We start from the raw sequence: 25,652 nt of genomic DNA on the forward strand, positions 1-25,652 counted from the left end.
GGAGGATTTGAGATCATGGCCTGGCGTATCGGGATCGATTCCGGCGGGACTTTCACGGATATCTGTCTCTTCGACGATGCGAGCGGTCAGGTGGCGGTCTGGAAGGTACCCTCGACGCCGGACGATCCCTCCCGCGCCATCGCGCGCGGCACCCAGGAGGGCACCGAGCGCGTCGGCGCCAAGCCGAGCGAGGTCGTGTATTTCGGCCATGGCACGACGGTCGGCACCAATGCCCTCATCCAGCATCGCGGCGTCAAGACCGGGCTGATCACCACCGACGGCTTCCGCGACCTGATCGAGATCGGCCGCCAGAAGCGTCCCGATCTCTACGACCTGCAGGTCGACAAGGCGCCGCCTCTCGTCACCCGCGATCTGCGTTTTGGTGTCACCGAGCGCCTGCGCCATGACGGTTCGGTCGAGATCCCGCTCGACGAGGAGGGGGTGCGTCAGGCAGCCCGCGCGCTGAGGGAGGCGGGCGTCAAGGCCGTTGCCATCGGCTTCCTCTACGGCTTCGTCCGGCCCGAGCATGAGGCGACGGCAAAGCGCATCGTCGCCGAAGAGTTTCCCGACGCCTTCATCTGCACCTCGCACGAGGTTGCGCCCGAGTTCCGTGAGTATGAACGCATCTCGACGGCGGTGGTGAACGCTTATCTCGGCCCGGTGATGCAGGGCTATATCCAGCGTCTCGCCGAACGGCTGAAGGAGCTCGGCCTCACCACGACGCCGCATCTGACGCAGTCGAATGGCGGCGTCATCGGCTTCGACATGGCGGCGCGCCTGCCCGTGCGCACCGTGCTCTCCGGCCCGTCGACAGGGGTCGTCGCGGCGCAGGCCATCGGCCGCATGACCGGTATCGAGAACCTGATCACCTTCGACATGGGCGGCACCTCCTCGGACGTCGCGCTGCTGCGCAACGGTGAGGCCAAGCTCGCCAGCGAGACGACTGTCCATGGCTATCCGATCAAGGCGCCGATGCTCGACATCCACACGGTCGGTGCCGGTGGCGGCTCGATCGCGGCGATCGATTCCGGTGGTCTGCTCAAGGTCGGCCCGCGCAGCGCCGGCGCCGATCCCGGGCCGGTCTGCTATGGCCGCGGCTCAACGGAACCTGCCGTCACCGACGCCAATGTCGTGTTGCGGACCCTGAACCCGACGCATCTGCTCGGCGGGCGCATGCCGATCGACCAGGCGCTGTCGAAGCAGGCGATCGGCCGCATCGCCGACAAGCTCGGCCTCGAGCCGATGGCGACGGCGCAGGGTATCATCTCGGTCGTCACCGCCAACATGGCCAAGGCCATCCGCGTCATCAGCGTCCAGCGCGGCCACGATCCGCGCGACTACGCTCTCGTCGCTTTCGGCGGCGCGGGTCCGCTTCATGCCGCCCGGCTGGCGCGCGAGCTGGAGATGAAGCGCATCATCGTGCCTCGCAATCCCGGCATCGGCTGCGCGCTCGGCCTGCTGCTCACCGACCTGCGTGCCAATTTCGCGACGACGCGGCTGGCGACGCTCAGTGAAGGGCTCGCCCCCGACATGGCCCAGATCTTCGTGGGCCTCGAAGCTCAGGCCGAGAACTGGTTCACCGAAGAGAAGGTCGCCTCCGCCGACCGCGAGCTCAAGCGCACGGCGGACCTGCGCTACCACGGCCAGAATTACGAACTCGCCATCGACGTGCCGGACGGGCCGATCTCGACTGAGACCGTCAAGGCGCTGGCGGAAGGGTTCTCCGAGGCGCACAGGCGTCTTTACGGCTTCGTAGCCGACGGCGAACCGATCCAGCTCGTGACCTATCGCGTCGAGGCGATCGGCTTCGTGCCCAAGGCCGAGTTCCGGCCCGAGCCCGATGCCGGGCCGGACGCCTCCCCGGCGATCATCGGCCGGCGCGAGGTCTGGTTCCCGGAAGCCGGCGGCTTCGTCGATTGCCCGATCTATGACCGCGACGGGCTCAGGTCCGGCAACCTCATCGATGGGCCAGCGATCATCGAGCAGATGGACGCGACCACGGTGCTGCTGCCCGGCATGACCGCCCGCGTCGAGCCCTATCTCAACCTGATCCTGGAGACGCCGTGATGAACGCGCCCGCACCGGTCACCGTCGATCCGATCACCGTCGAGGTCATCGGCAGCGCCTTCGCCTCGATCACCGAGGAAATGGGCGAAGCGCTGGTCAAGGCCAGCTACTCGACCAACATCAAGGAGCGCCGCGACTGCTCGACGGCGCTTTTCGATATCGAGGGCAACACGCTCTGCCAGGCCGAGCACATCCCGATGCATCTCGGCTCCTTCATCGGCATCATCCCGCATATCCTGAAGCGCCATGCGATCGCCGAAATGAAGCCCGGCGACGTCTTCATCGGCAACGATGCCTATGAAGGCGGCGGCACACATCTTCCCGACATCGTCCTGGCCGAGCCGATCTTTCATGACGGAAAAATGGTCGCCTGGGCCGTCAACACCGCCCACCATTCCGATTTCGCCGATCGCGGCCACGCCCATATCTATCAGGAAGGCCTGCGCATCCCGCCGATCCGTCTCTACGATGGCGGCACGCTGATGAAGGACGTGCAGGAGCTGATCCTGCTGAACTGCCAGGTTCCGCGCGAGCGCCTCTCGGACCTGCGCGCCCAGATGGCAGCGAACCGGCTCGGCGTCGAACGCGTGCGCGCGCTCTGCGACAAATATGGCCGCGCCACCGTGCTCTCTGCGGGCAAGGCCCTGCAGGACTATGCCGAGCGCAAGATGCGCGCCGGCATCGCCTCGATCCCCGACGGCGTCTATCGCTTCGAGGACTATTTCGACAATCCCGAGATCGAGCAGCCGATGGCGTTCTCGGTCGAAATCACGGTCGCCGGCGAGGAAATGAAGCTCGCCTTCGAGAGTCCGCCGCAGGCGCGCGCGGGCTTCAACATGGTCTATACCGCGCTGCTCTCGACGGTCTATTACGCGGTCAAGACGGTGGCCGATCCGACCATCCCGCCCAATGCAGGCTTAGCCCGCCCTCTCACCGTGACTGCGAAGGAGGGCACGGTGCTGAATTGCTTGCATCCGGCAGCGGTGAACGGGCGGATCGCGCCCTGCCAGCGCGTCGTCGATCTGATCCATGGTGCGCTCGCGCAGGCCGTGCCGGAGCGCGTCATCGCCGCCTGCTCGGGCGCGGTCGCAGCCGCCACCTTCATGGGGGCGATGCCTGGCAGTGGCGATCTCTGGGTCTATCTCGAGACGATCGGAGGCGGATCGGGCGCGCGCGCGACCAAGGACGGGCTCGACGGCGTCCATGTCCACATGACCAACACCTCGAATCTGCCGGTCGAGGCGCTGGAGGTCGAGTATCCGCTCACGCTGTTGCGCTACGAGCTGGTCGACGGCTCAGGCGGACGTGGGCGCCATCGCGGCGGCATGGGCTTGCGTCGCGTCTACAGAGCCGAAGCGCCCTGCCGGCTCAACGTCGACAATTCGCGCCTGAAGTCGCGGCCCTGGGGCATCGCCGGCGGCGAGCCGGGGCAAGGTGGCTCTTACTCGTTCAGCGAAGGAGTCGTGCCGTTCGTGCGTGGCGACGGCGCGCTCGAACCCGGCCAGATCGTCGAGATCGTCACGCCAGGCGCCGGCGGTTACGGCCCGGTCGCGGAACGCGATTCCGAGGCGCAAGCGCGCGATCTTGCCGAAGGAAGGTTGGCACCGGCCTGATGTCGGAAAGCGGGATCGCCGGGGATGACCGTCTCCCGGCCGCAGCTGAGCCGGCATCTCGCTGATCGACAACAGTGCGCCTGAATGAGAGCGAGCATACTCTCCAAGAATACCAGACCCTGTCGAGCAGGACTGCTCGATTTTACACGTGAGTATGATCTTGAGCATCGATGCCGGCAGTTTGCCTGGCCTCCCCTCTAGGTCTGTGCTCGGGCTCTCTCGGTAGCCCGGCCGCCTGTTGGCAGGACGCGTCCAACTTGGGCAGGGTTATCAGAACCTTCAGGCCACCTTCAGGACGATTTGAAAGCGAAATGTCGCCCCCGTGCGAGCGGATGGCCGCTCTTGCGATCGTCAGGCCCAGCCCCGATCCACCGGTCTGACGACCACGCGATTCCTCAAGCCGAACGAATGGCTGGAACATGCGCTCCATCTCGGCCTCCGGAATGCCGGGACCATTATCCTCGACCGTGATCGACAGGTTCGTTGGCGTCTCTTCAACCTTCACCCACGCCTGATCGGCGTATTTCACCGCATTGCCGATGACGTTCCAGAATGCGCGCTTCAGAGCCAGGAGCTTTCCGGCCACGCGGCCATGGCTGATTCCGCTCAGGGCAATCTGCCTGCCCTGGTCGGCGTGCTGACCGACGATCGTCTCGATGACCGAGACGATGTCGATCGGGCGATGGGCCTCGCTCGAGACGCCGCCGCGCAGAAACTCCAGGGTGGAATCGATCATCCCCTCCATCTCGGACAGATCGCCATCGATGAGATCGCGCGTCGCCTCGTCTTCCAGCAGCTCGGAGCGCAGCCGCAGTCTCGTGATCGGGGTGCGCAGATCGTGCGACACCGCTGCAAGCGCCTGCATGCGCTCGGCGACAAGACGCTGGATCCGCTCGCCCATGGTGTTGAAGGCACGCGCCGCGTGCCGAACTTCGGCAGGACCGCTCTCGGGCAGCGGCTGCGGCGCCTGGTCGAGGCTGAATCGCTCCGCCGCCATGGCCAATTCGCGCAGAGGCCGTGTCGCCCAGCGCAGCAGCAATACGCCGATGACGACGATCGCAACGCCGAAACAGATCATGATCGTGAGCACGTTCCAGTCGCCGTGCTGGTTCGCGCCCAGGGCCGTCGAGGAGAAGTTCACCCAGGAGCCGTCGTCCAGGCGCACCGAGACCAGCATCATATGGCGAGAGGCGTCGGCGTCACCGGCGCCCGACGCGCCGTCATCGGCATAGCCCAGCCGAAACGGTTCCGATGCCAGTTCCGGAGCGAGCTCCTTCAGCCTGGCTGCCATCTCCTTCGTCCGCTCCGTGGCTGGCACCGTGCCGAGCACGAGACTGACCTTGCTCCAATGCACCTCAAGGCTGGCGCTCGACAGATCATGGGCGACGCGGTCGCGTTCGGCGTCATTGGCGTTGCCGGCGATCGCGCGCTTGATCGAAACGATGCGCTCGGCGAGTGCCTTGTCGCGCTGGACATTGGCCAGGCTCTCGACGCTGACGCGATAGGCCCAGTAGCCGGCGAAATGGAAAGCGAGCAAGGCCGCAACCAGGATCAGGATGGCGCGGCCGGCCACCGTGTCCGGCCAGCGCGGGCGAAGGAATTGCATCATGCCGGCTCGCTCGCTCTGGCCTGGACGGCAGGCGAGAACATGTAGCCGGCGCCCCGGACCGTCTTGATCAACTGGCTGCCATTCGCATCCGCTTCGAGCTTCCTGCGCAGGCGGCTGATCTGGACGTCGATCGTTCTGTCGAAAGGGTCGTCGCTGGTACGGGTCTTGGCGAACTGCAACAGGGATTCGCGTGAGAGCACCCGGTTGGCATGTTCGACGAAGGCGGCGAGCAGGTCGAATTCACCAGTCGACAGATCGATGAGCGTGCCGGATGGGGAGGTCAGCTCGCGTCGGCGGAGATCCATGAGCCAGCCGTCGAAGCCAACGATTTCGGGCGCGCGAGATCTGCTTGCTGTCGCTCGGGCGCGGCGTAGCACGGCTCGCACGCGAGCGAGCAGCTCGCGCGGGCTGAAGGGCTTGGTGACATAGTCGTCGGCGCCCACTTCCAAGCCGATGATGCGATCGCTCTCTTCGCTACGGGCAGTCAGCATCACAATAGGCACTTGCGAGGTGGCACGAATATCCTCGCAAAGATCGATCCCCGATCGCCCAGGCAGCATCAGGTCCAAGATGACGAGATCGATGGGCGAATGGGAGAGGACCTCCAGCATCACCCGGCCGTCCGGCGCTCCCATCACTTGATAGCCATGTCGTTGCAGGAAGCGAGCGACGAGCAGTCTGATCTGCGGGTCGTCATCCACGATGAGCACATGACCGTGATCATCGGTCGCCGCGCTGAGAGCTTGGATCACGCGAGTTCTTCCTTCGTATTCAGGGCGGTCCCGCCCGGAAAATGGCAGGGCCAGCCTTTCTCGGTGATCTCATGATAGCGCGGGAAGTCCTTTCACGCCCGTCCAGCTTCGCAACAATTTGTAACGGACGCATGCCGCGCGCCGTTGCTACCCAAGGCGCATCGAGGCCCCGGAACAGCCGAGTCGTGATGCTCCCAAGACCACTCCTCATGTCAGCACTCGCGCTTGCGCTCTGCGCTTGCTCCGCCACGCAGGTGCCCACGTATTTGGCCCGGCCAGCAGATCCCAATGTCCGTGTTCCCGCGCAGCGCTATCAGAGCGTCAGCGCCGGCACGACCTCGCTGCGCCCGGCCGAACCCAAGGACTGGCGTGAACTGAACCGCCGCGTCGGGCCGCAGCAGTGATGTCGGCGCTCAGCTTCAACCAGCCAACCGAGCGGCGTTCGGCGCATGGCCTTGTCGCTGACGCGGGGCGCGCTGTGTTGGCGTCCGAAACGCCGAGCGCCGGCCGTTTCTCTCGCCTGGCGCTGCTGGCTGGTGTCGCTGCCTTGCTCGGGGGCTGCGCGAGCTTCTCGCCGGATGCGGGAATCGGCACGGTTCAGGCGATCTCCTACAGCGAGCTCAACAAGGACGTGGTCAAGATCGGCGACGATGCGACGGCCGGCAGCGCCAAGGCGCGCGTCGATCAGTTGCTCAGGAGGCCGCTGACGGCCGACACCGCTGTCCAGATCGCGCTCCTGAACAATCGCGGGCTGCAGGCGGCCTTCAACGAGCTTGGCATCGCCGAGACGCAGATGGTCGCGGCCAGCCTGCCGCCGAACCCGCGTTTTGGCATCTCCAAGCTCTCGGGCGGGTTCGAGATCGAGATCGAACGACAGGTCGCCGGCGGTCTTTTCGCACTCGCGACATTGCCGGCTCGTGCCGAGATCGCTGGCGACCGCTTTCGCACGGCGCAATTGCGCGCGGCGGAGGCCGTGCTCAAGCTCGCAGCTGATACGCGCCGGCAATATTACCGGGCCGTCGCTGCCAATGCGCAGGTCTCCTTCTATCAGCAGGCGAAGGCGTCGTCAGACGCGGCGTCCGAGCTGTTCAAGCGGCTGGGCGAGTCAGGCGGCATCAACAAGCTGAACCAGGCTCGTGAGTTCGCTTTCGATGCCGAGCTGGGCACGCAGCTGGCGCAGGCACGGCTGCAGCAGCGCCAGGAACGCGAGCGGCTCGTGCGGCAGCTCGGACTTTGGGGCGAAGACCTGACGTTCAAGCTGCCTGGTACCTTGCCGCCGCTGCCGCGCATTCAGACCGTCAAATCCATCGAGGCCGAGGCGCTGCGCAAGCGGATCGATGTCCAGATCGCGCGAGCTGATCTTGATGCGCTCGCCAAATCGCTCGGTCTGACCCAGGCGACCCGTTTCGTGAACGATGTCGATCTGCTCGGCCGGCGCACCTACGACCGCGGGCGGACCTTATCGGAGGACGGCCGTGTCGAGCGAGAGACGAGCCGCAGCCGGACGCTCGAACTCGAGATCGAAATCCCGATCTTTGACTTCGGTCAATCGAAGGTCGCTCTGGCCGAGCAGACCTATATGCAGGCGGCCAACCGGCTGGCCGAGAAGGCGGTGAATGTCCGCTCCGAGGCACGCGAGGCCTATACCGGATATCGCGCCAGCTACGATATCGCTCGCCAGTACGAGAACAACGTCCTGCCGCTGCGCAAGATCATCCAGGACGAGGCGTTGCTGCAGTACAACGGCATGCTGACCGATGTGACGGAGCTCATCGTCGATGCGCGCAGCCGCATCCTTTCGAATGTCGCGGCGATCAACGCCAGGCGCGATGTCTGGATCGCCCATACCGATTTCAAGCATGCGCTCATTGGCGGTGGCTCGGGCGGCGGCGGTACCGTCGTCGCGGCCTCCAGCGCGAGTCAAGGTGGAGGAGCGGCGCATTGACCCGTTCCCGGAAGGATCAAGACATGACCAGCCTCTCGCGCAGGGGTTTCATCGGTTCGTCGGGGCTGGTGCTCGCGGGCGCTGCCACCGTCTCCGGCCGGACCGCCTTCGCCGCCGTACCCGAAGCGCCGACGATGACCGAGGCGTCGACCCAGGCGCCGCTCGTGCCGACCAGTGGTCCCGACTACCAGCCGGTCGCGACGCTGAACGGCTGGACCTTGCCCTCGCGCATGAATGGCGACTGGAAGGAGTTCCACCTCGTCGCCGAGCCGGTCGAGCGAGAGCTTGCGCCGGGGATGAAGGCCTATCTCTGGGGCTATAACGGCCAGTCGCCGGGCCCGACGATCGAGGCCGTCGAAGGCGACAAGGTTCGCATCTACGTCACCAACAAGCTGCCGGAGAACACCACGATTCACTGGCACGGCCAGCGGCTGCCCAACGGCATGGACGGTGTCGGTGGACTGACGCAGCCGCATATCCCGCCAGGGAAGACCTTCGTCTACGAGTTCCAGCTCCGGCGCTCCGGCACCTACATGTACCATCCCCATTCCGACGAGATGGTGCAGATGGCGATGGGCATGATGGGCTTTTTTGTCGTCCATCCCAAGGATCCGGCCTTCCGCCGTGTCGACCGCGACTTCGTCTTCCTGCTCAACGCCTTCGACATCGAGCCCGGCTCCTATGTGCCGAAGGTCAACACCATGCTCGATTTCAACCTCTGGTGCTGGAACAGCCGGGTCTTTCCGGGCATCGACCCATTCATGGTCGGGCTCAACGACAAGGTCCGCATCCGCTTCGGCAACCTGACCATGACCAACCACCCGATCCACATGCATGGCTACGAGTTCAAGGTCTCCTGCACCGATGGCGGCTGGGTCGATCCCGCCGCGGCTTGGCCGGAGGTCTCGGTCGACTGCGCCGTGGGCCAGATGCGCGCTTTTGATTTCGTCGCCGACGAGCCGGGCGACTGGGCGATCCATTGCCACAAATCGCACCATACGATGAACGCCATGGGCCATTCTGTGAAGACCTATATCGGCGTCGGCAAGAAGGACCTCGCCAAGCGGATTGCCAAGATCGCGCCTGGCTACATGCCGATGGGCTCGAACGGCATGGGCGAGATGGGCTCGATGGAGATGCCGCTGCCTGACAACACCTTGCCGATGATGACGGGCTTCGCCCAGTTCGGCCCGGTCGAGATGGGCGGCATGTTTTCGGTCGTGAAGGTCCGCGAGGGGCTGGCCAAGAATGATTACAAGGACCCGGGTCCTTACAAGAACCCCGAAGGGACAGTCGCCTTCGAATACAAGGGCGAGAGGCTCAGCGAGGCACCGCGCACAAGGGGACCCGACAGCGGAGTCCAGTCCGTCGATTGGCGCGTCAAGGACCCACGCAAGCCCAGGCTCGGCCCGGACGGCAAGAAGCTGCCCGGCGCCAAGAACCCGCATTCCAATCACTGACCCCGAACAATCAACTCCGGAGCAACCCCATGACGATGAAGACGTCGAGACTGAGACTTGCAGCCCTGGCGGCCTTGATTTCGACCGGTGCCGCCTTGGCCGCACCCGGTGGCGCTCCCGGTCACAGCCATGGCGACGCCGCCGCCTACGGCAAGCCGGGCGACCCGAAGAAGCCGGCGCGGATCATCTCGGTCGTGATGGCCGAGAAGGACGGCAAGATGGCCTTCATCCCGGACCGGATCGAAATCCGGCGTGGCGAGCAGGTGAAGTTCGCGCTGCGCAACAATGGCGAGCTCGACCATGAACTCGTGCTGGCGACGCTCGAGGAGAACCTCAAGCACGCGATCGAAATGCAGAAGAATCCGGACATGGAGCACGACGATCCGAACGCCAAGCGCCTCGCGCCGAAGAAGACCGGCGAAATCGTCTGGCAGTTCACCAAGGCGGGGGAGTTCGACTTCTCCTGCCTGATCCCCGGCCATCGCGAGGCGGGCATGACCGGCAAGATCATCGTCAAGTAAGCGCCTCACTCAGCCAAGGGAGCATCCAATGCTGAAAACTCTCGGGACCATCGCTTTCGTCGCCTTCGCGCTGCCGGCCGCGGCCCAGTCGGTCAACGGTACCGTCACCAAGGTCGACGAGGCCCAAAGCAAGCTCACCATCAATCACGGCCCGATCAAGAACCTCGAGATGGAGAACATGACGATGGTGTTCAAAGCCGCAGATCCGGCCATGCTGAAGGGCCTGAAATCTGGCGACAAGATCAAGTTCGATGCCGACCGCGTCAACGGCCAGATCACCGTCATCAAACTGCAGAAGGCCAAGTGAACGATCGTCTCGCGGACGGGCGCGACGCGCTCGTCCGGCCCGGTCCGAAATTGCGGCCTGGCTCCAAAATGCCGTTTCGATCCGCTTTGATGACCGTGAGCATGACGGCTTGGCTCATTGCGCTCGGGATCACCTCGAAGGCCTCGGATCGCGACTTGCAGCGAGCGCTTCTGGAGGCGGGTTGCGTGAAGGCCGACATCAGGGCGCTGCCTGGCAAGGACAAGACGAGCATTTACCGGGCGAACTGCTTGGGCTCGTCACATAAGATTCTGGGCATTGTCTGCGTCGGCGGCCGCTGCGCGGTCGCCATCCCGTCAACAGAGCGGAACGATTCAAATCAACCGGAATGAGAGGCGATCATCTTCGAGTCGGGCCGCGGATTGGCTCCGGCAAACGCCATGCTTGCGAACGTCCGTCGTACGGGGACCGACGTCGGCCGCTGCCCGCAGCATGGGCATGGATTACAAGCGCGCCTGGACGCTGCTTGGGAGCTTAAGCCGATGGGCGCATGTATCAGGCCGAAACGATCTTCACGGCGTTGAAGCCGACCATTCGAGAACTCGCAGCAGGCGAGACGCTGTTTGCGACGGGAGATGCGACGCGGGGCTTCTTCGCGGTCCGGAAGGGACAGATTCGTCTGGTTCGCTTTGGCGCAAGCGGACGCGCGACAATTCTCTTTGTCGCCAGGCGGGGAGAGCGTTTCGCAGAGGCTTCGCTCTTTGCGGGAACCTATCACTGCGATGCGCAGGCCGTGACCGATAGCACGGTCGCATGCTTTGCCAAGACGGAAGCGCTCGCCCTGCTTCAGAACGATGCCGATGCGCGGCTGAACCTGACGGCCGATCTTGCGCGGCAGGTCATGGCGCTCCGGTCTGCTCTGGCCCTGCGTGACATCCGCTCCGCGCGCGAGCGCTTACTTGCCCATCTTGTGGCGCAGGCGGGAGCCGACGGGCGAACCGTCATCATCAAGGGACTGCTGAAAGATCTCGCCGCTACCGTCGGCCTGACGCCCGAGGTCCTCTATCGGACGCTGGCGCAACTCGAGGCCGAACGGGCTATCCGAAGAGGCGACGGAACCATCACGCTGACATGATTGCAATCATGTTGCGGCGCGCATGAGGCGTGTATCGGAATAGTCGAGGAGATTATTCCATGATCAAGACAACCGCCTTCAGCCTGCTCGGGTTTCTCATGCTGGCATCGGCAGGTTTCGCCTCCGGGCCGCCGACAAATCCCTACGCGGGCCAAGAGACCCGCGACATCAAGGCCCTCTCGCCGAAGGAGATCGACGATCTCGTTCAGGGCCGCGGCATGGGGCTGGCCAAACCGGCGGAGCTCAACCGCTATCCTGGCCCGCTCCACGTCCTCGAATTGGCGCGCGAGCTTCAACTCTCGGTCGAGCAGCACAAGGGCGTTCAGGCATCGGAAGCGCGCATGAGCGCCAGAGCGAAAGCGCTTGGAGCCGAGGTTCTCGCTCTGGAGCGTGAGCTCGATGCGGCCTTCACCCACAAGACGATCGATCCGGCCCGGCTGAACGAACTCACGATGCAGATCGGCGCGAGGCAAGGCATGCTGCGGGCGGCGCATCTGGAGGCTCATATCGAGACAGCAGGTCTGCTCACGCCACAACAGATTTCGCGATACGACGCGCTGCGCGGCTACGGCACTGCACCGCCAGCCGCGCCGAGCGGCCATGGCTCGAAGCATCGCTAGAGCCGCTTGGACGCGCCGCGGCGGCGATTGTGCCGCGCCAGCACCGGCCGTTACAAAGTGTAACAATAGGTCTGGAGCGCGCGGCAGTTGCCGACGTTACCTTCGCGCCGACTAAAGCACGCTCCGAGATGGCGGCTGCGCGCTTGGCGAGGGCACAATATGGCTGCGCGCGATATCCACCAGCATTCTGGGCACGATCATGCCGGGCATGACCACTCCGGCCACCGCGATGCTCATGAGCAGCCCGGCGAGCGCATGGTCAAGGATCCGGTCTGTGGCATGTTCGTCGATCCCGCCTCGGCGAAGTACCGCTCCGATTATGATGGAAAGACCTACTCCTTCTGCTCGGACGCATGCCGCACGAAGTTCGAGCACGATCCCAGGGCGTTCGCGGCGAGCGATGCAGCGCATGCCGCCAAAGCCGCTCCGTCTCATGCTGGCGACGTGATCTATACCTGTCCGATGCATCCTCAGGTCAGGCAGGCCGGGCCCGGCAATTGCCCGATCTGCGGCATGGCGCTCGAACCGGAGATGGTGACGGCCGAGACCGGGCCGAGCCCCGAACTCGCCGACATGACGCGGCGCTTCTGGGTCGGTCTCGCGCTCGCCCTGCCGGTCGTGATCCTGGAGATGGGCGCTCACCTGATCGATCTGCACATGCTCGTCGGCGCGCAGACGTCGAACTGGATCCAGCTCGCGCTGGCCACGCCCGTCGTCTTATGGGCCGGCTGGCCGTTCTTCGAGCGCGGCTGGCAGTCGCTCGTGACGCGTCATCTGAACATGTTCACGCTGATCGCGATGGGTACGGGGGTGGCCTGGCTCTACAGCCTCATTGCCACCGCCACGCCAGGCCTGTTCCCCGACACGTTCCGCGGCGGCGACGGCTCGGTTGCAGTCTATTTCGAGGCAGCCGCCGTCATCACGGTGCTGGTGCTGCTGGGCCAGGTCCTCGAGTTGCAGGCACGCGAGCAGACCGGCGGCGCCATCCGCGCGCTGCTGGACCTCTCCCCCAAGACCGGGCGCCGTATCCGCCTCGACGGCACGGACGAGGACGTGGCCCTTGATGCCGTCACCGTCGGCGATCGACTCCGCGTCCGCCCCGGAGAAAAGGTGCCGGTCGATGGCGAGCTGATCGAAGGGCGCAGCTCGGTCGATGAGTCGATGATTACCGGCGAGTCCATGCCGGTCACCAAGGAGCCCGGCGCCAGGCTGATCGGCGGAACGCTCAACCGCACCGGCGGCTTCATCATGCACGCCGGCAAGGTCGGCCGCGACACGATGCTGGCGCAGATCGTGCGCATGGTTGCCGATGCGCAGCGGTCGCGCGCGCCGATCCAGCGTCTTGCCGATGAGGTATCGGGCTGGTTCGTGCCGGTGGTGATCGTGGTCGCGCTCCTGGCCTTTGCTGCCTGGATGACGTGGGGGCCAGAGCCGCGCTTCGCCCACGGCCTCGTTGCCGCCGTTGCGGTGCTGATCATTGCCTGCCCATGCGCGCTCGGGCTCGCGACGCCGATGTCGATCATGGTCGGCGTCGGCCGCGGCGCCAGCCTCGGCGTGCTGATCAAGAATGCCGAGGCGCTGGAGCGCTTCGAGAAGATCGACACGCTCGTCGTCGACAAGACCGGGACCTTGACCGAAGGCCGACCGAAGGTGACGAACATCAAGGCCGTCGCGGGGCTCGATGAAACCGAGTTGTTGCGCCTTGCCGCCAGCCTGGAGAGAGCGAGCGAACATCCTCTGGCGACCGCCATCGTCGAGGCCGCGAACCAACGCGGGGTTCCGCTTGGTGAAGCCCGCGAATTCGACAGCCCGGTCGGCAGGGGCGTCACCGGCCTGGTCGATGGCAAGAGGCTGGTCATCGGCAGCCATACGATCATAAGCGAGGAAGGCGTGGACCTTGTCGATCTCGCCGCCGAGGCCGAGGTTCTGCGTCGCGAAGGCGCGACAGTGATCTTCGTCGCAATAGACGGGCGGGCGGGAGGCCTCGTCGCGATCGCCGACCCGATCAAGAAAACCACGCCGGCTGCGGTGAGGGCTTTGGCGGCCGATGGTGTGCGGGTCGTGATGTTGACCGGCGACAACAGGACGACGGCTGAAGCCGTGGCGCGAAAGCTCGAGATTGCCGAGGTGGAGGCGGAGATCCTGCCGGAGGACAAAGCGAAGGTCGTCAGCCGGCTACGCGGCGAGGGGCGGGTCGTCGCCATGGCGGGCGACGGCGTCAACGATGCACCGGCGCTCGCCGCTGCGGATGTCGGTATCGCGATGGGCACCGGCACCGATGTCGCGATTGAGAGCGCTGGCGTGACGCTGTTGAAAGGCGACCTTCAGGGCATCGTTCGGGCCCGCCAGCTCAGCCGCGCGACGATGAGCAACATCCGCCAGAACCTGTTCTTCGCCTTCATCTACAATGCCGCCGGAGTGCCCATCGCCGCCGGTGCGCTCTATCCGATTTTCGGGCTGTTGCTTTCGCCGATCATCGCGGCGGCCGCGATGGCTCTGTCCTCGGTGAGCGTAATCGCGAATGCTCTGCGATTGCGGCGGGTCTCTTTGGATCATCACTGACGAGGCCCGCGGGCCTTCCCATGGCGACGATGGTACCAATGGGGTCGGCGCAGGGGGGATGCCGACAGGGAGCGTGCCTTCCGGCGCGCGCCGTCGGGGTTGTCGCCCAGGGAGCGGCGTCCGGTTTGGCCGGGTCTCAGTCGTCCAGGCGCCGGAGGGCGGCCGTGTCGCGCAGCACGATGGAGCGGCGATGGGCGGGAACCTCGATGGCTCCCTGACGCTCCAGCTGAGTGAGCGAACGGGACACCGTCTCGATGGTCAATCCGAGATGATCGGCGATGTCGATGCGCGACATCGGGAGGTCGACCTGGCCGTTCTCCGAAATCCGGCCGGCGAGGTCGAGCAGGAAGGTGGCGATCTTCTCCATGGCGCTCTTGCGGCCAAGCAGGAGTATATGGTTCTGGGCCCGCTCCAGAGCGCGCATCATGGCCGTCACGACCTGGCGCGCGACGACGCTGTCGTTCGCGGCGAGGGTTTCAAGACTGCAGCGGCGGTAGGCGATCACCGTCGCCTCCCCGATGGCCTCGGCGCTGAAGCGGTGCTCGTCGCCTGCCTCGATGCCGAAAACGTCGCCCGGCAAGTGGAAGGCGTCGATCTGACGGCGACCGTCGCTCAGGAGCTTCGACGTGCGGACGGCCCCGGAGGCGACCTTGTGGATGAACGCGGCCCGGTCTCCCTCGGCGTAAATCTCGGCCCCCTTGGCGAAGGTCCTGGTCGAACCGAGGGCCGGCGATTCCCGCGTGGACCGGGCCGGCTGGCCATAGGCGAACCGGGCGGCGGCGGAGGCGATCTCGTTCCCAGCGGTGGTGAGCGCAATCTGCATCGGAACTCTCGTCGGGTTGGGCGTTCAACGTGAGCTCGAGGCTAGCTTTTCGGAGGAGGCCGCGAAATTCAGATGCTTTCCTAAGGGATGTCCCGGGGGTCGTTCGCGATCTCAAGCGCCCGCATCCAACGCCCCGCGGATGCTGTCGACCAGCGAGGAATCCTCGAGAGGCTTCTCCAGGATCCGGTGAATCCCCGCGTGAGCGGCGCTCCTGCGCATGTCCTCGGTGGCGTTGGACGTGATCAGGATCGCGGGCAGGTCGACCCGGCGCGCGCGCAGGCGACGGATCAGGTCGATCCCGTTCATGGCCGGCATGTAGTAGTCGACCACCAGGCAGCCCTTGGCGGGCAGATCCGTCGCGGCGAGCAGCTCTGCCCCGCCCTGATAGGCGCGAACGGTCAGTCCCTCGACCTCGAGGGCGAACTGGAGCGCGTTCCGGACGGCGGCGTCATCATCGACAATGATGACCTGTCCTGGGTTCAAGGGCATATCGGAGTCCTGCTGCCGGGTTTCCGAGAGCTACTCCACCCCAAGGTTTAGCGGGTTGATCTGCCTCAAACCCCAAGTCCAGACCTATTCAGGGATTCCCCTTAGGGCCGGCGTCAGCCATCGGGCGCACCGGCCAGCAGAGCCATGCGCACCAGCGCAGACAGGCTGCGGGCCTGCATCTTCGTCATCACGTTGGCGCGGTAGATCTCGACCGTGCGCGGGCTTATCCCGAGATCGTTGGCGATCACCTTGTTGGCCTTGCCGGCAAAGAGTCCCACCAGCACCTGCGCCTCGCGCTCCGAGAGCGCCTCGATCCGTGCCTTGATCTCCGACGTCTGGGCATTCTGCTCGGCGCTGTGCGCCTGCTTGGCCAGCGCCGACCTGATCGCAGCGAGGAACAGGTCGTCGTCGAAGGGCTTCTCGACGAAATCGACGGCTCCCTCCTTCATGGCCTGGACGGCCAGCGCAACGTCGGCATGTCCGGTCATCACGATCACCGGCACGGCGAAGCCGCGCGCCTTCAGGCGCCTGAGGAACTCGATGCCGTCGATGCCCGGCATGCGGACATCGGTGACGATGCATCCGGCGGGGGGGCCCGGCACGCTGTCGAGAAAGGCGGAGGCGGACTCGTGCAGACGCACCGGGAGCCCGTCGGAAGCGAGGAGGAACGACAGCGACTGCCGGACCGCGACATCGTCATCGACGACATGCACAACCGCTTCACTCGGCATTCGACAACTCCTCCTGGTTCACCGCCCGCAAGGTGAACATGAACGTGGTCCCCCGGCCAGTTTCCGATTGAACCGAGATCTTTCCGCCATGCGACTCGACGATGGTGCGGCAGATCGACAGCCCGACGCCCATTCCATGCTTCTTCGTGGTCACGAATGGCTGGAACAGCTGCTCGGCGATCTCCGGCGCGATGCCGGTGCCGGTATCGGTTATGCTGATGGCGACGAGGCCGTCCTCCGGCCGTGCCTGCGTCGCCACCACCAACTCCCGGCGTGATCCGTCCTGCATGGCCTCGATCGCGTTACGGATGAGATTAAGAAGGACCTGCTGCACCTGGATGCGGTCGGCGAGGACGAGCGGCGCATCCGGATCCAGCCGGAAGGTGACCCGGATGCCCTTCTCCTTTGCGCCCACAAGGGCAAGCGCGCTCGCCTCCTCGATGAGTTTCGGCAGGTTCTCGATATGGCGCTCGCTCTCGCCGCGGGCGACGAAATCCCGCAGGTGCCGGATGATGTCCCCGGCCCGGAGGGCCTGATCCGCGGCCTGGCTGACGCCCTCCCGCAGCACCGCGACCTCATCCCCCTCCATCCGCTGCAGGATGCGCCGGCAGCCCTTGAGGTAGTTGGCGATGGCCGTGAGCGGCTGGTTGATCTCGTGGGCCAGGGTCGAGGCCATCTCTCCGAGCGCGGTGAACCGGGACATGTGGACGAGCTCGGACTGGAGCTCCTGCAGACGGGTCTCGGTCTCCTGCCGCTCCGTCAGATCACGGATGAACCCGGTGAAATAGCGCTGGCCGCCGGAGCGCATCTCTCCCACGGAGAGCTCCATCGGAAAGGTCGAGCGGTCCTTGCGCTGTCCCACCACGACGCGCCCGATGCCGATGATGCGGCGCTCTCCGGTCGTGAGGTAGCGCTGCATGTAGCCGTCGTGCTGCGTCCGGTAAGGCTCCGGCATCAGGATATTGATGTTCTCCCCGATCACCGCCTCGGGCGTATAGCCGAACTGGCGAACCGCCGCCGCGCTGAAGGACTGGATGCGGGCCTCTTCGTCGATGACGATCATCGCCTCCGGCACAGTTTCCAGGATCGAGCGCAGATGCGCCTCGCTGGCCCGGAGCGCCTCCTCCGCGGCAAGCCGCTCGGTGACGTCCCGCACGACCTTGGCGAAACCCTGGAAGTTGCCATCCTCGTCGCGCAAAGGCGTGATGGCGACATTCGCCGTGTAGCGCGAACCGTCCTTCCTGAGGCGGGTACCCTGCTCCTCGTAGCGGCCGGCATCGAGGGCTTGGGCAAGGTGTCGGTCGGGCCCGCCGGCCGCGACGTCCTCCGCGGGGTAGAGGATGGCGACATGGCGGCCCAGGATCTCGTTCCGGCGCCAGCCTGTGATATGTTCCGCACCGAGGTTCCAACCGATGATCTGCCCCTCGCCATCCAGCACGAGGAGCGCGATGTCCGCGACTGCGTCGAGCAGAAGGTCGGCGGGCACCTTGTAAGCGCCCGGCAGCGACAGGCTTCCGGATGGGACCTTCAAAGATATCTCCGGCTCAAATCGCGAAGGCTCTCGTATAGGCTTCGCCAGCTGGCCGTGCAAAGGGGTTCCAAATTAATGGCGTAGCCGTGGTGCCGTTCAGACCGCGCCGCCATGACGCCATCGCCCGCGCGCTCCCAATGTCAGGGAAAGCGCTGTCAAATGCTCCACCCGAGCCGCCCCAAGCCTCCGCAGAGGCCCGTCAGCAGAGCGACAGCCGCCACTGCGAGCAGCTGCACGCGGAGTGCGAGACGCCCGTGCGTGACTCCTGCCGCTGGCTCACGCCGCACGAGTGACGCGGAAGCGCCAGACATCAGGCCCCTCCTCCTCATAGTGCCATACGAACGCGCCAGGATGGCGGATGTGGAACTGGTAAAGCAGCGGCCAGGGATCGTGGTCGTTGACCAGCACGAGGGCCTCGGACTGCTTCAGGCCCTCGAAGGCGGCGAAGATCAGCGGGTGACGATGCATGCGCGGCAGGATCCGGCGCACGTCGATGAAGGTCTCGGAAGCACTGCAGTTGCTCATCAAGCGGCTTCCTTCGGTTGGCGGCCCAGTAATTCGCGGCCGCGGTCGGTAATCCGGTCCGGGTTCCACGGCGGCTGCCAGACCAGATCGAGCCCGATGCGTGGAGCATCCCGGAAGCGGCCCGCCAGCCGCTCGCGCGCGTCGTCGATGATCATCTCGCCCAATGGGCAGGCCCGGGTGGTCAATGTGAGAGCCACATCGATCCCGCTCTCGTCCCGGGTCGCGCGGTAAATGAGCCCGAGGTCAACCACGCTGAGGCCGATCTCCGGATCCATCACGTCGAGAAGGCATTCAAGCAGATCCGGATCGAGGGGTTGGTTCGCTGCTCGGCTCATGGCTGATCCTGGTCACGCGGAGGACTCGAACCATGCCGCCGTCTGCGCCTCCCCTCTTTGCCGTCGCGCAAACAGGATGAGGAATCATGCCGGGTTGCCGCAATGCGAGCTTCCACACGGTTCGATATCGGGAGCACGGCGCAGATCGCGGAAAATCCCCTCGCAGGACTGCCCGGATGACGAGAGTCTGGCTCTGCCCTGCTACCGGCTTCGCGCTCCCGGCTGAGGCCCGCCGGGGTTTCGCCCAACGCCGGAATGCGACGGCTCCTGACCGCGCGGACCAGGCACAGAACGATTCCTCCGGTTTGCACTCGATCAAAGAACGGGGCTGCGATGCAGGGTACGAGGTGCGCCGGAAAATCGGCTTTCGGAGCTATCGATGCAGAGCGCGCCTTACGCGGATGAGCGGCTTCCACGCTACACCAGCTATCCGACGGCACCGCACTTCAACGCCGGGGTAGACGCCGGGATCTATGCGGGCTGGCTGAGGTCGCTGGCAGCCGGCACGACGGCATCGCTCTATCTGCATGTGCCCTTCTGCCGCTCGATGTGCTGGTATTGCGGCTGTCACACTACGGTCGCGCTGCGCGACGGCCCAATCATTGATTACCTGGCGGTGCTGCGCAGCGAGATCGCGTTGGTGGCAGGGCAGCTTTCGGCGCCGCTCGACGTGCGCCATATCCATTTCGGCGGCGGCACCCCGACCATCCTCGAACCGGCGGATTTCGTCGGGCTCGTCGCGTTGCTGCGGCAGCATCTTGCCGTACATCCGCAGGCGGAGATCGCGGTCGAGATCGATCCGCGCCGGCTCGGAGCCGGCATGACCGCCGCGTTGGCTGAGGCCGGGGTCAATCGCGCCAGCCTCGGCGTGCAGAGCTTCGACCCTGTCGTGCAGAAGGCGATCAACCGCATCCAGGGCGTCGAGCAGACCGCGACGGTCGTCTCAGGGCTGCGCGCCGCCGGCATCGCGGAGGTCAGCTTCGACCTGATCTACGGGCTGCCGAAGCAGACGCTCGAATCCTGCCGCGAAACGATCGAGCAATGCCTTGCCATGCGCCCGGACCGGTTCTCGATCTTCGGCTACGCCCATGTACCGGAGTTCAAGAAGCATCAACGCCGCATCGCGACATCCGACCTGCCGGACGGCCAGGCGCGGCATGAGCAGGCGGAGACGATGGCGCAGCAGCTCGTCGCAGCTGGCTACGTCCGCGTCGGGCTCGACCATTTCGCCAGGCCCACCGATGCGATGGCGAGGGCGTTGTCGCAGGGCCGGCTCCATCGCAATTTCCAGGGCTACACGACCGATCGCTGCGAGGCGCTGATCGGCCTCGGCGCCTCGGCGATCGGGCGACTGCCGCAAGGCTATGTCCAGAACGACGTGGTGATCGGACGCTATGCCGAGCGCGTCGCCGATGGTGGCCTACCCACGGGCAAGGGCTATCGCCTGACGGCCGAGGACCGCCTGCGTGCAGAGCTGATCGAGCGGGTGATGTGCGATCTCGCGGTCGACATCGATGCCGTCTGCGATCAGCATCCAGTCGATCGGCGGGTCCTCGCTTCGTCTCTAGGCAAGCTCGAGGACCTTTCGCGCGCCGGGCTGATCAGCTTCGATGGCAGCCGCGTGCTGCTCCCGGAGAATGCGCGCCTGTTCGTCCGCAAGGTCGCTTCCGCCTTCGATGCGCATCTCGACCAAGCCGGCCGGCAATTCAGCCGGGCAGTCTAGCGTCCGCCCGGGGCCGGTCCACCGGGCTTCGCGACCAGTTCGAGCGGCCGTAGCAGCTCCGCGCGGAAAGCCAGGAAAAAGAGCAGGAAGGCGCCGAGCCAGCATGCCGCGGCCGGCAGCAGCCAGATGCGGCTCGCGACCTCTGCCATGAGCCTCGCCGGAACCGCCGTGGCGCCGCAGGCCAGTGCCGCTGTCAGCGTCCGGCCGTTCGGAAGGGGCGGCGCGTTTGCCGGCGGACCATGCTCGCCATGACAGCAAGGCACATCAGGCCGACCGCTCCGACCGACCAGGCATGGATCGCAGCGCTTTCGCCGAACGAGCCGAGGCCGGCCTGATGGAGGAAAAGGAGCGCGAAGCCTGCCGGCAACCAGCCATGGGCGAGATATAGCGCAAGCAAGCCGGCGGCCGCTCTTGTCGGCCATGGGATGACGCGACTTTAGCCCGCGCTAACGGAGCCTGATCGGGCGCTGCGACGGGAAAACCGGCTCTCTTTGCGCAAAATCAAACAGCTGACCGAGCCCGAGGCGTATCACGCTCCCCGAGAGCTTCGATGCGGCTCGCCAATTTTGCATCGAAACAGGAGACAGCAATGCGCAAGATGATGATGCTTGGAGGCTTCGTGGCGGCCCTTGGAATGGCCGGCCTGGCGCAGGCGGCCGAAGTCGAGGTCAAGATGCTCAACAAGGGAACCGCGGGCGTCATGGTGTTCGAGCCAGCGCTCGTGAAGATCGCCCCCGGCGACACCGTGAAATTCGTGGCCTCCGACAAGGGGCATAACGTCGAGACCGTTGAGACGATGCTGCCGGAAGGCGCAAAGGCGTTCGTCGGCAAGATCAACGAAGAGGTCATCATCGCCTTCGATAAGCCTGGCGTCTACGGCTACAAGTGCAAGCCGCATTATGGAATGGGCATGGTCGGCATGGTCGTCGTCGGCGACGCGGGAAACCTCGACCAGGCCAAGGCGGCGACACACCCCGGCAAGGCGAAGCAGGCATTCGCGACACTCTTCGACAAGCTCGCCACGATGTCCGTTGCATCAAAGTAACCTTCGCACCTCACATTGCGCCGCCGCGACCACCCCGTTGCGGCGGCGCGCTTCGTCTGGAGCGCGCCTGTGCCAGGTGAGGAACAAGCTTCGTCCGCAACCTCGTCGCGGTGACGCTGTGGCACAGCCCAGAGGACGGAAAACGGTCGCTCAGCGAGCGCCGCCGAAGTCTTCTTTCCATCTTATGGAGGATGATGATGGCTCCGATCCCCCGCCTGCGCGACTATGTCGGACCGACGATCCTCTCCTATGGCTTCCGACCGTTCTTCCTCCTGGGCTCGATCTATGCCGGCCTGGCTGTTCTGGCATGGCTGCCGATGTTCCATGGAGAGCTTGAAGTCTCGACCCTCTTCTCAGCCCGCGACTGGCATATCCACGAGATGCTCTACGGCTATCTTCCGGCCGTCGTGACGGGTTTCCTTCTGACGGCGATCCCCAACTGGACGGGACGGTTGCCGCTGCAGGGCAAGCCGCTGCTCGTCCTCGTCGTCGCCTGGATTCTCGGCCGCCTGGCTGTGACCGGATCCGTCTGGATCGGCTGGCTTCCGGCGGCAGTGATCGATCTGTCCTTCCTGCTCCTCGTTGCCGCGGCGGCCGGGCGCGAGATCGTCTACGGGAAGAACTGGCGGAACCTGAAGGTGCTGATCGTGGTGGCGGTGCTCTTCGGCGGCAACGCGATGTTCCACCTCGAAGCCTACATGCACGGCGCCGCCGACTACGGCATCCGGCTCGGCATCGCGGCGACCATCCTGCTGGTGATGCTGATCGGCGGCCGCATCGTGCCGAGCTTTACGCGCAATTGGCTGGTCCGGGAGAACCCCGGGCGGCTGCCCGCATCCTCCAGCCATTTCGACATCGCCTCGATGGTTTGCGCTGGGGCTGCTCTCCTTGCGTGGATCAGCGTTCCGCACGGGGCCGCAACGGGTGCGGCTCTGATCGCCTCGGGGGTCCTTCAGGCCGTGCGGCTGGCGCGCTGGGCTGGATACCGGACCTGGCGAGAGCGGCTGGTTCTCATCCTCCACGTCGCCTACGCGTTCGTGCCGCTCGGCTTCCTGCTGGTCGGCCTGGCATCACTTGGTCTGTTGCCTGCGGCCGCCGGCATCCACGCCTGGACAGGCGGCGCCATCGGCACCATGACGCTCGCGGTCATGTCCCGGTCGAGCCTCGGACATACGGGGCGCCCCCTTGCCGCGAGCGGCCCGGTCCAGGCGATCTATGCCTTGATCGTCCTCTCGGCACTGGCTCGCATCTGCGCCTCGCTCCATCCGGCGTGGAGCCTGGGTTTGCTGCATGTCGCCGGCCTTGCCTGGGCGGCAGCGTTCCTTGGATTCGCCCTGGCGTATTGGCGTCTCCTGACCCAGCCGCGCCTGGGGCGTTAGGGCCGCCTGCATGCTGCTGTCTGCGCTAGTGCCATGTGAAATTCGCGTGGCGCTGCATCATGTACTGATCGGGTGCGGCCATCAGGGCTTGGCGTGGATCCGGGCTTTGCCGCCCGCAGAGGCCCGTCCTTTTGCAACAGACGCTTTCAGATCAGTGGACGTTTGGGCCGCGCGACCGCTCGGCGGAGCGGTTCTCCGGACATAGCCGGCACGACTGGCATTTCTCGTCCTGGCGGTCCTGATCTGGCCGATCATCGCGGTTGGCGTCGTCGGCGGGTATAGCTTCCTCGTCTGGATGTGGCAGGTCGTCTTCGGACCGCCCGGCCCACCTGTCCATTGAGGATGCCAGCCATGACGGCCCGAGACGGCGAGATCAATAGACGCGACTTCATCAGAGGGCGCATCGCGCCCGGCGCGCCGCCTGACCGGGACCGGCTCGGCGGGCTCCTGGCTCCTCTACATCGCCAGCGCCGTGGTCACGGCCCGCGCCGGGGTCGCCGCTTTGGCAGCAAACGTCAACTTTCCCGTCGGCACACAGCAGATTCAGTGGTCGAAGGCCCCGACCGCCTGAGCACTCCCTAGCACGGGCCAGAGCGAGCCTTGCGGTCCTGTCTCGCCAGTATCCAGGCGCGCTGACCGGGATGACAAGACGGTGCTAGACATAGCCTGACACGGCTTGATCAGCCGGACGCTGATCCAAATTCATGTTTGAAGACGCCTCGGCGCGATCCGCGCATGCGATGATGTCGTCGCCATCTCGCGATTCCGGACAATTTGGTAAGCGGTTGCAGCTAAACTTGGCTCGAAGGACGGGCGAAGATGACGACTGATCAAGCGAGCAGGACGGAAAAGCGGCGTGCGGCGTCGGGCTTCCCATCGGGCATGATCATCGTCTTTGGAGTCGTCGCCGCCGCCCTGCTGAGCCTGCCGCTGGTTTTGCCTCTCGGCCCCAACAACTGGGACACGCTGGTCTACTACGACGCCATCCACCGCATTCAGATGGGGCAGACGCCGAGCAGTGACTTCTTCGCGCCGGTGGGGCCGCTCGGCTACTACCTTGCCGCATGGTTGGACAGCATGTTCCCGCGGGCGCAACCGATGCTTCTGGTCAATTGGGCATTGCTGCCCGTGCTGTTGCCGGCGATGGCCGTGCTGACCGAACATGCGGCATCCCGGTCGCGCCACCAGGCGCTCGCGCTGCTGCTGCCGTTCCTGCTGTTCGCGTCGGTGCCGATCAACATTCAGTCGATCTACGCCATCTCGGGATTCGACGGCTACGGGCATTATAACCGCCATGTCGCGCTGCTGCTCTATGTGCTCGTCGCGACGCTGATCTTCGTGAGGGACCGGCGGCTCCTCGTCGGTCTCGTAGCGTGGCTGATGCTGGCGCTGTTTCTGGTGAAGGTCACCGGGGCCGTCAGCGGGGCGCTGCTGGTCGGCTATGCCGTACTGGCGGGCCGGCTGCGTCTCCGCGATGCCGTCCTGGCTGCAACGCTAATGCTCGTGCCGCTCGTCGCGCTCGATCTGGCCACCGGCATGGTGCGAGCCTATCTCGACGATATCCTGACGCTGCTCCAGCTCAACAGCGATTCGCTGTCGAGACGTTTCCTGACGGTCGCCTCCCTCAATTTCGACGTGGTCGCGCCCTGCATGCTGCTCTTGGGCGCCCTGGCCTATGCCGCATCGCGCGAGCCCAGTCGCCTGTCGGGATCGGGCATTCGAGCCTTCGCCGATTCGCGGCTCGGCTGGCTCGCAATCGTTCTGGTCGCGATCACGGTGTTCGAGACCCAGAACACCGGATCGCTCGAATTCATCGGTCTCTGGCCGGTGGTTTTGCTGATCATGGTCGATTGGCAGGCACGGCGCGACGTGCTCGGCAACATCGTACTCCTGCTGTGCCTGGCCGTGGTGCTGCCGAATACGGGCGCCTTCATTCAGCGCAGTGCCAGAGCCACGCTGGCCGCCCCTGTCTATGACCAACTTGACCTCCGCGATCTCGGCCCCCTTGGTCAGGTCAGCGCCAACGCCGAGATCAGCGAGCGTGCACCGATCATGCTGGAGCATTATGCCGCGCAACAGGCCAGCTACCGCGATCTCGTGACACGCGGCCAAATGCCCTCGCATCTGCTGCCGTCGCAGATTGACCATCAGGCGACCTGGCTCCTTGAACTCCAGCAGGGACTGGTCGCGATCCGCGCCTGGGAGGCCTCGGCCGGCCGCCGGCTGAAGGGCGTCTTCACGCTGGATGTCGTCGATGCGTTGAACCGGCTTCTCGACCGCGCGCCTCCGCGCGATGTGGCGATCGGCATCGATCCGATGCGCACGACGCCGCCGCTGACGAAAGAGGCGCTGGCTGCGCTGAACGGTACGGACGCGATCCTCAAGCCGACATGCCCGCCTACGGTCATCCGGGCGATGGTTGCGGCGCATTTTGCACCGGCCCTGGAGGGGCGCCAGCGTATCGCGCTCTCGCCATGCTGGGAGATGTATCTGAAGCCGTGACGCTCTGCTGTCTTCCGGGA

25 protein-coding genes and 1 pseudogene are annotated in these 25,652 nt (G+C 65.4%); 16 read left to right on the plus strand and 10 right to left on the minus strand.

The window, feature by feature from the left end; genetic code table 11:
• Window positions 1-15: 15 nt before the first annotated feature.
• The gene (locus AC1DYU_RS21480; RefSeq protein WP_476793401.1) at window positions 16-2,067 is read left to right on the plus strand and encodes a hydantoinase/oxoprolinase family protein; all 2,052 of its coding nucleotides are present in this window, start codon (window positions 16-18) and stop codon (window positions 2,065-2,067) included.
• Window positions 2,067-3,680 carry a hydantoinase B/oxoprolinase family protein gene (locus tag AC1DYU_RS21485; RefSeq protein WP_476793402.1) on the plus strand — a complete coding sequence of 538 codons (1,614 nt, stop codon included), beginning with the start codon at window positions 2,067-2,069 and terminating at the stop codon, window positions 3,678-3,680. Before AC1DYU_RS21480 ends, AC1DYU_RS21485 begins: the two co-directional genes overlap by 1 nt.
• A 142-nt stretch (window positions 3,681-3,822) precedes the next feature.
• Here the strand turns inward: AC1DYU_RS21485 and AC1DYU_RS21490 are convergent, their stop codons facing one another.
• Both AC1DYU_RS21490 and AC1DYU_RS21495 read right to left on the minus strand, forming a co-directional pair.
• Window positions 3,823-5,253, minus strand: a complete 1,431-nt coding sequence (locus AC1DYU_RS21490) for an ATP-binding protein (RefSeq protein ID WP_476793403.1) — start codon at window positions 5,251-5,253, stop codon at window positions 3,823-3,825.
• A 32-nt stretch (window positions 5,254-5,285) separates the two neighbouring features.
• Complete coding sequence (locus AC1DYU_RS21495; RefSeq protein ID WP_476793404.1) at window positions 5,286-6,041, minus strand: response regulator; 756 nt, start codon at window positions 6,039-6,041, stop codon at window positions 5,286-5,288.
• A gap of 266 nt (window positions 6,042-6,307) precedes the next feature.
• Here AC1DYU_RS21495 and AC1DYU_RS21500 point away from each other — a divergent pair, with 266 nt between their 5' ends.
• From AC1DYU_RS21500 to AC1DYU_RS21540, 9 genes are all read left to right on the plus strand, one after another.
• Window positions 6,308-6,445 (plus strand): hypothetical protein, encoded by a 138-nt coding sequence (locus tag AC1DYU_RS21500; protein WP_476793405.1) that lies wholly within the window; start codon window positions 6,308-6,310, stop codon window positions 6,443-6,445.
• A gap of 74 nt (window positions 6,446-6,519) precedes the next feature.
• Window positions 6,520-7,986 carry a TolC family protein gene (locus AC1DYU_RS21505; protein WP_476793479.1) on the plus strand — a complete coding sequence of 489 codons (1,467 nt, stop codon included), beginning with the start codon at window positions 6,520-6,522 and terminating at the stop codon, window positions 7,984-7,986.
• Window positions 7,987-8,009: 23 nt separating this feature from the next.
• The gene (locus AC1DYU_RS21510; RefSeq protein WP_476793406.1) at window positions 8,010-9,446 is read left to right on the plus strand and encodes a multicopper oxidase family protein; all 1,437 of its coding nucleotides are present in this window, start codon (window positions 8,010-8,012) and stop codon (window positions 9,444-9,446) included.
• 35 nt (window positions 9,447-9,481) lie between these two features.
• Window positions 9,482-9,967, plus strand: a complete 486-nt coding sequence (locus tag AC1DYU_RS21515) for a cupredoxin domain-containing protein (protein WP_476793480.1) — start codon at window positions 9,482-9,484, stop codon at window positions 9,965-9,967.
• 28 nt (window positions 9,968-9,995) lie between these two features.
• Window positions 9,996-10,274: a copper-binding protein gene (locus AC1DYU_RS21520; RefSeq protein ID WP_476793407.1), complete on the plus strand. Its 279-nt coding sequence runs from the start codon at window positions 9,996-9,998 to the stop codon at window positions 10,272-10,274.
• Complete coding sequence (locus AC1DYU_RS21525; RefSeq protein WP_476793408.1) at window positions 10,271-10,624, plus strand: hypothetical protein; 354 nt, start codon at window positions 10,271-10,273, stop codon at window positions 10,622-10,624. Before AC1DYU_RS21520 ends, AC1DYU_RS21525 begins: the two co-directional genes overlap by 4 nt.
• Window positions 10,625-10,782: 158 nt before the next feature.
• On the plus strand, window positions 10,783-11,367 hold the full coding sequence (locus tag AC1DYU_RS21530; RefSeq protein ID WP_476793409.1) for a Crp/Fnr family transcriptional regulator: 585 nt from the start codon (window positions 10,783-10,785) through the stop codon (window positions 11,365-11,367).
• A 59-nt stretch (window positions 11,368-11,426) separates the two neighbouring features.
• A complete protein-coding gene (locus AC1DYU_RS21535; protein WP_476793410.1) occupies window positions 11,427-11,987 on the plus strand; it encodes a hypothetical protein in 561 nt (186 codons plus the stop codon).
• Window positions 11,988-12,146: 159 nt separating this feature from the next.
• A complete protein-coding gene (locus AC1DYU_RS21540; protein WP_476793411.1) occupies window positions 12,147-14,549 on the plus strand; it encodes a heavy metal translocating P-type ATPase in 2,403 nt (800 codons plus the stop codon).
• Window positions 14,550-14,685: 136 nt separating this feature from the next.
• On the opposite strand, the gene AC1DYU_RS21545 is transcribed toward AC1DYU_RS21540, so the two are convergent.
• The 6 genes from AC1DYU_RS21545 to AC1DYU_RS21570 form a co-directional block, all read right to left on the minus strand.
• Window positions 14,686-15,372, minus strand: coding sequence for a helix-turn-helix domain-containing protein (locus AC1DYU_RS21545; RefSeq protein ID WP_158485225.1), 687 nt, complete (start codon window positions 15,370-15,372; stop codon window positions 14,686-14,688).
• Between the two features lie 111 nt (window positions 15,373-15,483).
• The gene (locus tag AC1DYU_RS21550) at window positions 15,484-15,861 is read right to left on the minus strand and encodes a response regulator (RefSeq protein WP_158485226.1); all 378 of its coding nucleotides are present in this window, start codon (window positions 15,859-15,861) and stop codon (window positions 15,484-15,486) included.
• A 113-nt stretch (window positions 15,862-15,974) separates the two neighbouring features.
• Window positions 15,975-16,592 (minus strand): response regulator FixJ, encoded by a 618-nt coding sequence (gene fixJ, locus AC1DYU_RS21555; protein WP_158485227.1) that lies wholly within the window; start codon window positions 16,590-16,592, stop codon window positions 15,975-15,977.
• Window positions 16,582-18,123 (minus strand): PAS domain-containing sensor histidine kinase, encoded by a 1,542-nt coding sequence (locus AC1DYU_RS21560; protein WP_476793412.1) that lies wholly within the window; start codon window positions 18,121-18,123, stop codon window positions 16,582-16,584. The genes fixJ and AC1DYU_RS21560 overlap by 11 nt, the downstream gene beginning before the upstream one ends.
• Before the next feature lie 276 nt (window positions 18,124-18,399).
• The gene (locus tag AC1DYU_RS21565; RefSeq protein ID WP_158485228.1) at window positions 18,400-18,648 is read right to left on the minus strand and encodes a DUF2249 domain-containing protein; all 249 of its coding nucleotides are present in this window, start codon (window positions 18,646-18,648) and stop codon (window positions 18,400-18,402) included.
• Window positions 18,648-18,983 carry a metal-sulfur cluster assembly factor gene (locus tag AC1DYU_RS21570; protein ID WP_158485229.1) on the minus strand — a complete coding sequence of 112 codons (336 nt, stop codon included), beginning with the start codon at window positions 18,981-18,983 and terminating at the stop codon, window positions 18,648-18,650. The genes AC1DYU_RS21565 and AC1DYU_RS21570 overlap by 1 nt, the downstream gene beginning before the upstream one ends.
• A gap of 379 nt (window positions 18,984-19,362) precedes the next feature.
• Between AC1DYU_RS21570 and hemN the strand changes: the two genes are divergently transcribed.
• Window positions 19,363-20,706, plus strand: coding sequence for an oxygen-independent coproporphyrinogen III oxidase (gene hemN, locus AC1DYU_RS21575; protein ID WP_476793413.1), 1,344 nt, complete (start codon window positions 19,363-19,365; stop codon window positions 20,704-20,706).
• Here hemN and AC1DYU_RS21580 read toward each other — a convergent pair.
• Both AC1DYU_RS21580 and AC1DYU_RS21585 read right to left on the minus strand, forming a co-directional pair.
• Window positions 20,703-20,855 carry a hypothetical protein gene (locus tag AC1DYU_RS21580; RefSeq protein ID WP_476793414.1) on the minus strand — a complete coding sequence of 51 codons (153 nt, stop codon included), beginning with the start codon at window positions 20,853-20,855 and terminating at the stop codon, window positions 20,703-20,705. The genes hemN and AC1DYU_RS21580 overlap by 4 nt on opposite strands.
• A gap of 44 nt (window positions 20,856-20,899) precedes the next feature.
• On the minus strand, window positions 20,900-21,133 hold the full coding sequence (locus AC1DYU_RS21585) for an NnrS family protein (protein WP_476793481.1): 234 nt from the start codon (window positions 21,131-21,133) through the stop codon (window positions 20,900-20,902).
• Window positions 21,134-21,295: 162 nt separating this feature from the next.
• On the opposite strand from AC1DYU_RS21585, the gene AC1DYU_RS21590 reads away from it, so the two are divergent.
• The 4 genes and pseudogenes from AC1DYU_RS21590 (at window position 21,296) to AC1DYU_RS21605 (ending at window position 25,632) form a co-directional block, all read left to right on the plus strand.
• Window positions 21,296-21,751: a pseudoazurin gene (locus AC1DYU_RS21590; protein WP_476793415.1), complete on the plus strand. Its 456-nt coding sequence runs from the start codon at window positions 21,296-21,298 to the stop codon at window positions 21,749-21,751.
• Window positions 21,752-21,948: 197 nt separating this feature from the next.
• Complete coding sequence (locus AC1DYU_RS21595; protein WP_476793482.1) at window positions 21,949-23,130, plus strand: NnrS family protein; 1,182 nt, start codon at window positions 21,949-21,951, stop codon at window positions 23,128-23,130.
• A 214-nt stretch (window positions 23,131-23,344) separates the two neighbouring features.
• A pseudogene (locus AC1DYU_RS21600) lies at window positions 23,345-23,470 on the plus strand (periplasmic nitrate reductase, NapE protein); the annotation flags it as partial.
• Between the two features lie 479 nt (window positions 23,471-23,949).
• A complete protein-coding gene (locus tag AC1DYU_RS21605) occupies window positions 23,950-25,632 on the plus strand; it encodes a FoF1 ATP synthase subunit a (RefSeq protein WP_476793416.1) in 1,683 nt (560 codons plus the stop codon).
• Window positions 25,633-25,652: the final 20 nt, after the last annotated feature.

It is taken from the genome of Allobosea sp. P2_B12 (genome assembly GCF_056404835.1).

Bases quoted from the DNA above. Each gene is read 5' to 3' on its own strand.
- AC1DYU_RS21570 (WP_158485229.1), bottom strand. From the start codon at position 18,983: ATGAGCCGAGCAGCGAACCAACCCCTCGATCCGGATCTGCTTGAATGC.
- AC1DYU_RS21595 (WP_476793482.1), top strand. From the start codon at position 21,949: ATGGCTCCGATCCCCCGCCTGCGCGACTATGTCGGACCGACGATCCTC.
- AC1DYU_RS21590 (WP_476793415.1), top strand. From the start codon at position 21,296: ATGCGCAAGATGATGATGCTTGGAGGCTTCGTGGCGGCCCTTGGAATG.
- AC1DYU_RS21530 (WP_476793409.1), top strand. From the start codon at position 10,783: ATGTATCAGGCCGAAACGATCTTCACGGCGTTGAAGCCGACCATTCGA.
- AC1DYU_RS21510 (WP_476793406.1), top strand. From the start codon at position 8,010: ATGACCAGCCTCTCGCGCAGGGGTTTCATCGGTTCGTCGGGGCTGGTG.
- AC1DYU_RS21565 (WP_158485228.1), bottom strand. From the start codon at position 18,648: ATGAGCAACTGCAGTGCTTCCGAGACCTTCATCGACGTGCGCCGGATC.
- AC1DYU_RS21535 (WP_476793410.1), top strand. From the start codon at position 11,427: ATGATCAAGACAACCGCCTTCAGCCTGCTCGGGTTTCTCATGCTGGCA.
- AC1DYU_RS21480 (WP_476793401.1), top strand. From the start codon at position 16: ATGGCCTGGCGTATCGGGATCGATTCCGGCGGGACTTTCACGGATATC.
- AC1DYU_RS21540 (WP_476793411.1), top strand. From the start codon at position 12,147: ATGGCTGCGCGCGATATCCACCAGCATTCTGGGCACGATCATGCCGGG.
- AC1DYU_RS21605 (WP_476793416.1), top strand. From the start codon at position 23,950: ATGACGACTGATCAAGCGAGCAGGACGGAAAAGCGGCGTGCGGCGTCG.
- AC1DYU_RS21515 (WP_476793480.1), top strand. From the start codon at position 9,482: ATGAAGACGTCGAGACTGAGACTTGCAGCCCTGGCGGCCTTGATTTCG.
- AC1DYU_RS21545 (WP_158485225.1), bottom strand. From the start codon at position 15,372: ATGCAGATTGCGCTCACCACCGCTGGGAACGAGATCGCCTCCGCCGCC.
- AC1DYU_RS21520 (WP_476793407.1), top strand. From the start codon at position 9,996: ATGCTGAAAACTCTCGGGACCATCGCTTTCGTCGCCTTCGCGCTGCCG.
- AC1DYU_RS21580 (WP_476793414.1), bottom strand. From the start codon at position 20,855: ATGGCAGAGGTCGCGAGCCGCATCTGGCTGCTGCCGGCCGCGGCATGC.
- AC1DYU_RS21550 (WP_158485226.1), bottom strand. From the start codon at position 15,861: ATGCCCTTGAACCCAGGACAGGTCATCATTGTCGATGATGACGCCGCC.
- hemN (WP_476793413.1), top strand. From the start codon at position 19,363: ATGCAGAGCGCGCCTTACGCGGATGAGCGGCTTCCACGCTACACCAGC.
- AC1DYU_RS21485 (WP_476793402.1), top strand. From the start codon at position 2,067: ATGAACGCGCCCGCACCGGTCACCGTCGATCCGATCACCGTCGAGGTC.
- fixJ (WP_158485227.1), bottom strand. From the start codon at position 16,592: ATGCCGAGTGAAGCGGTTGTGCATGTCGTCGATGACGATGTCGCGGTC.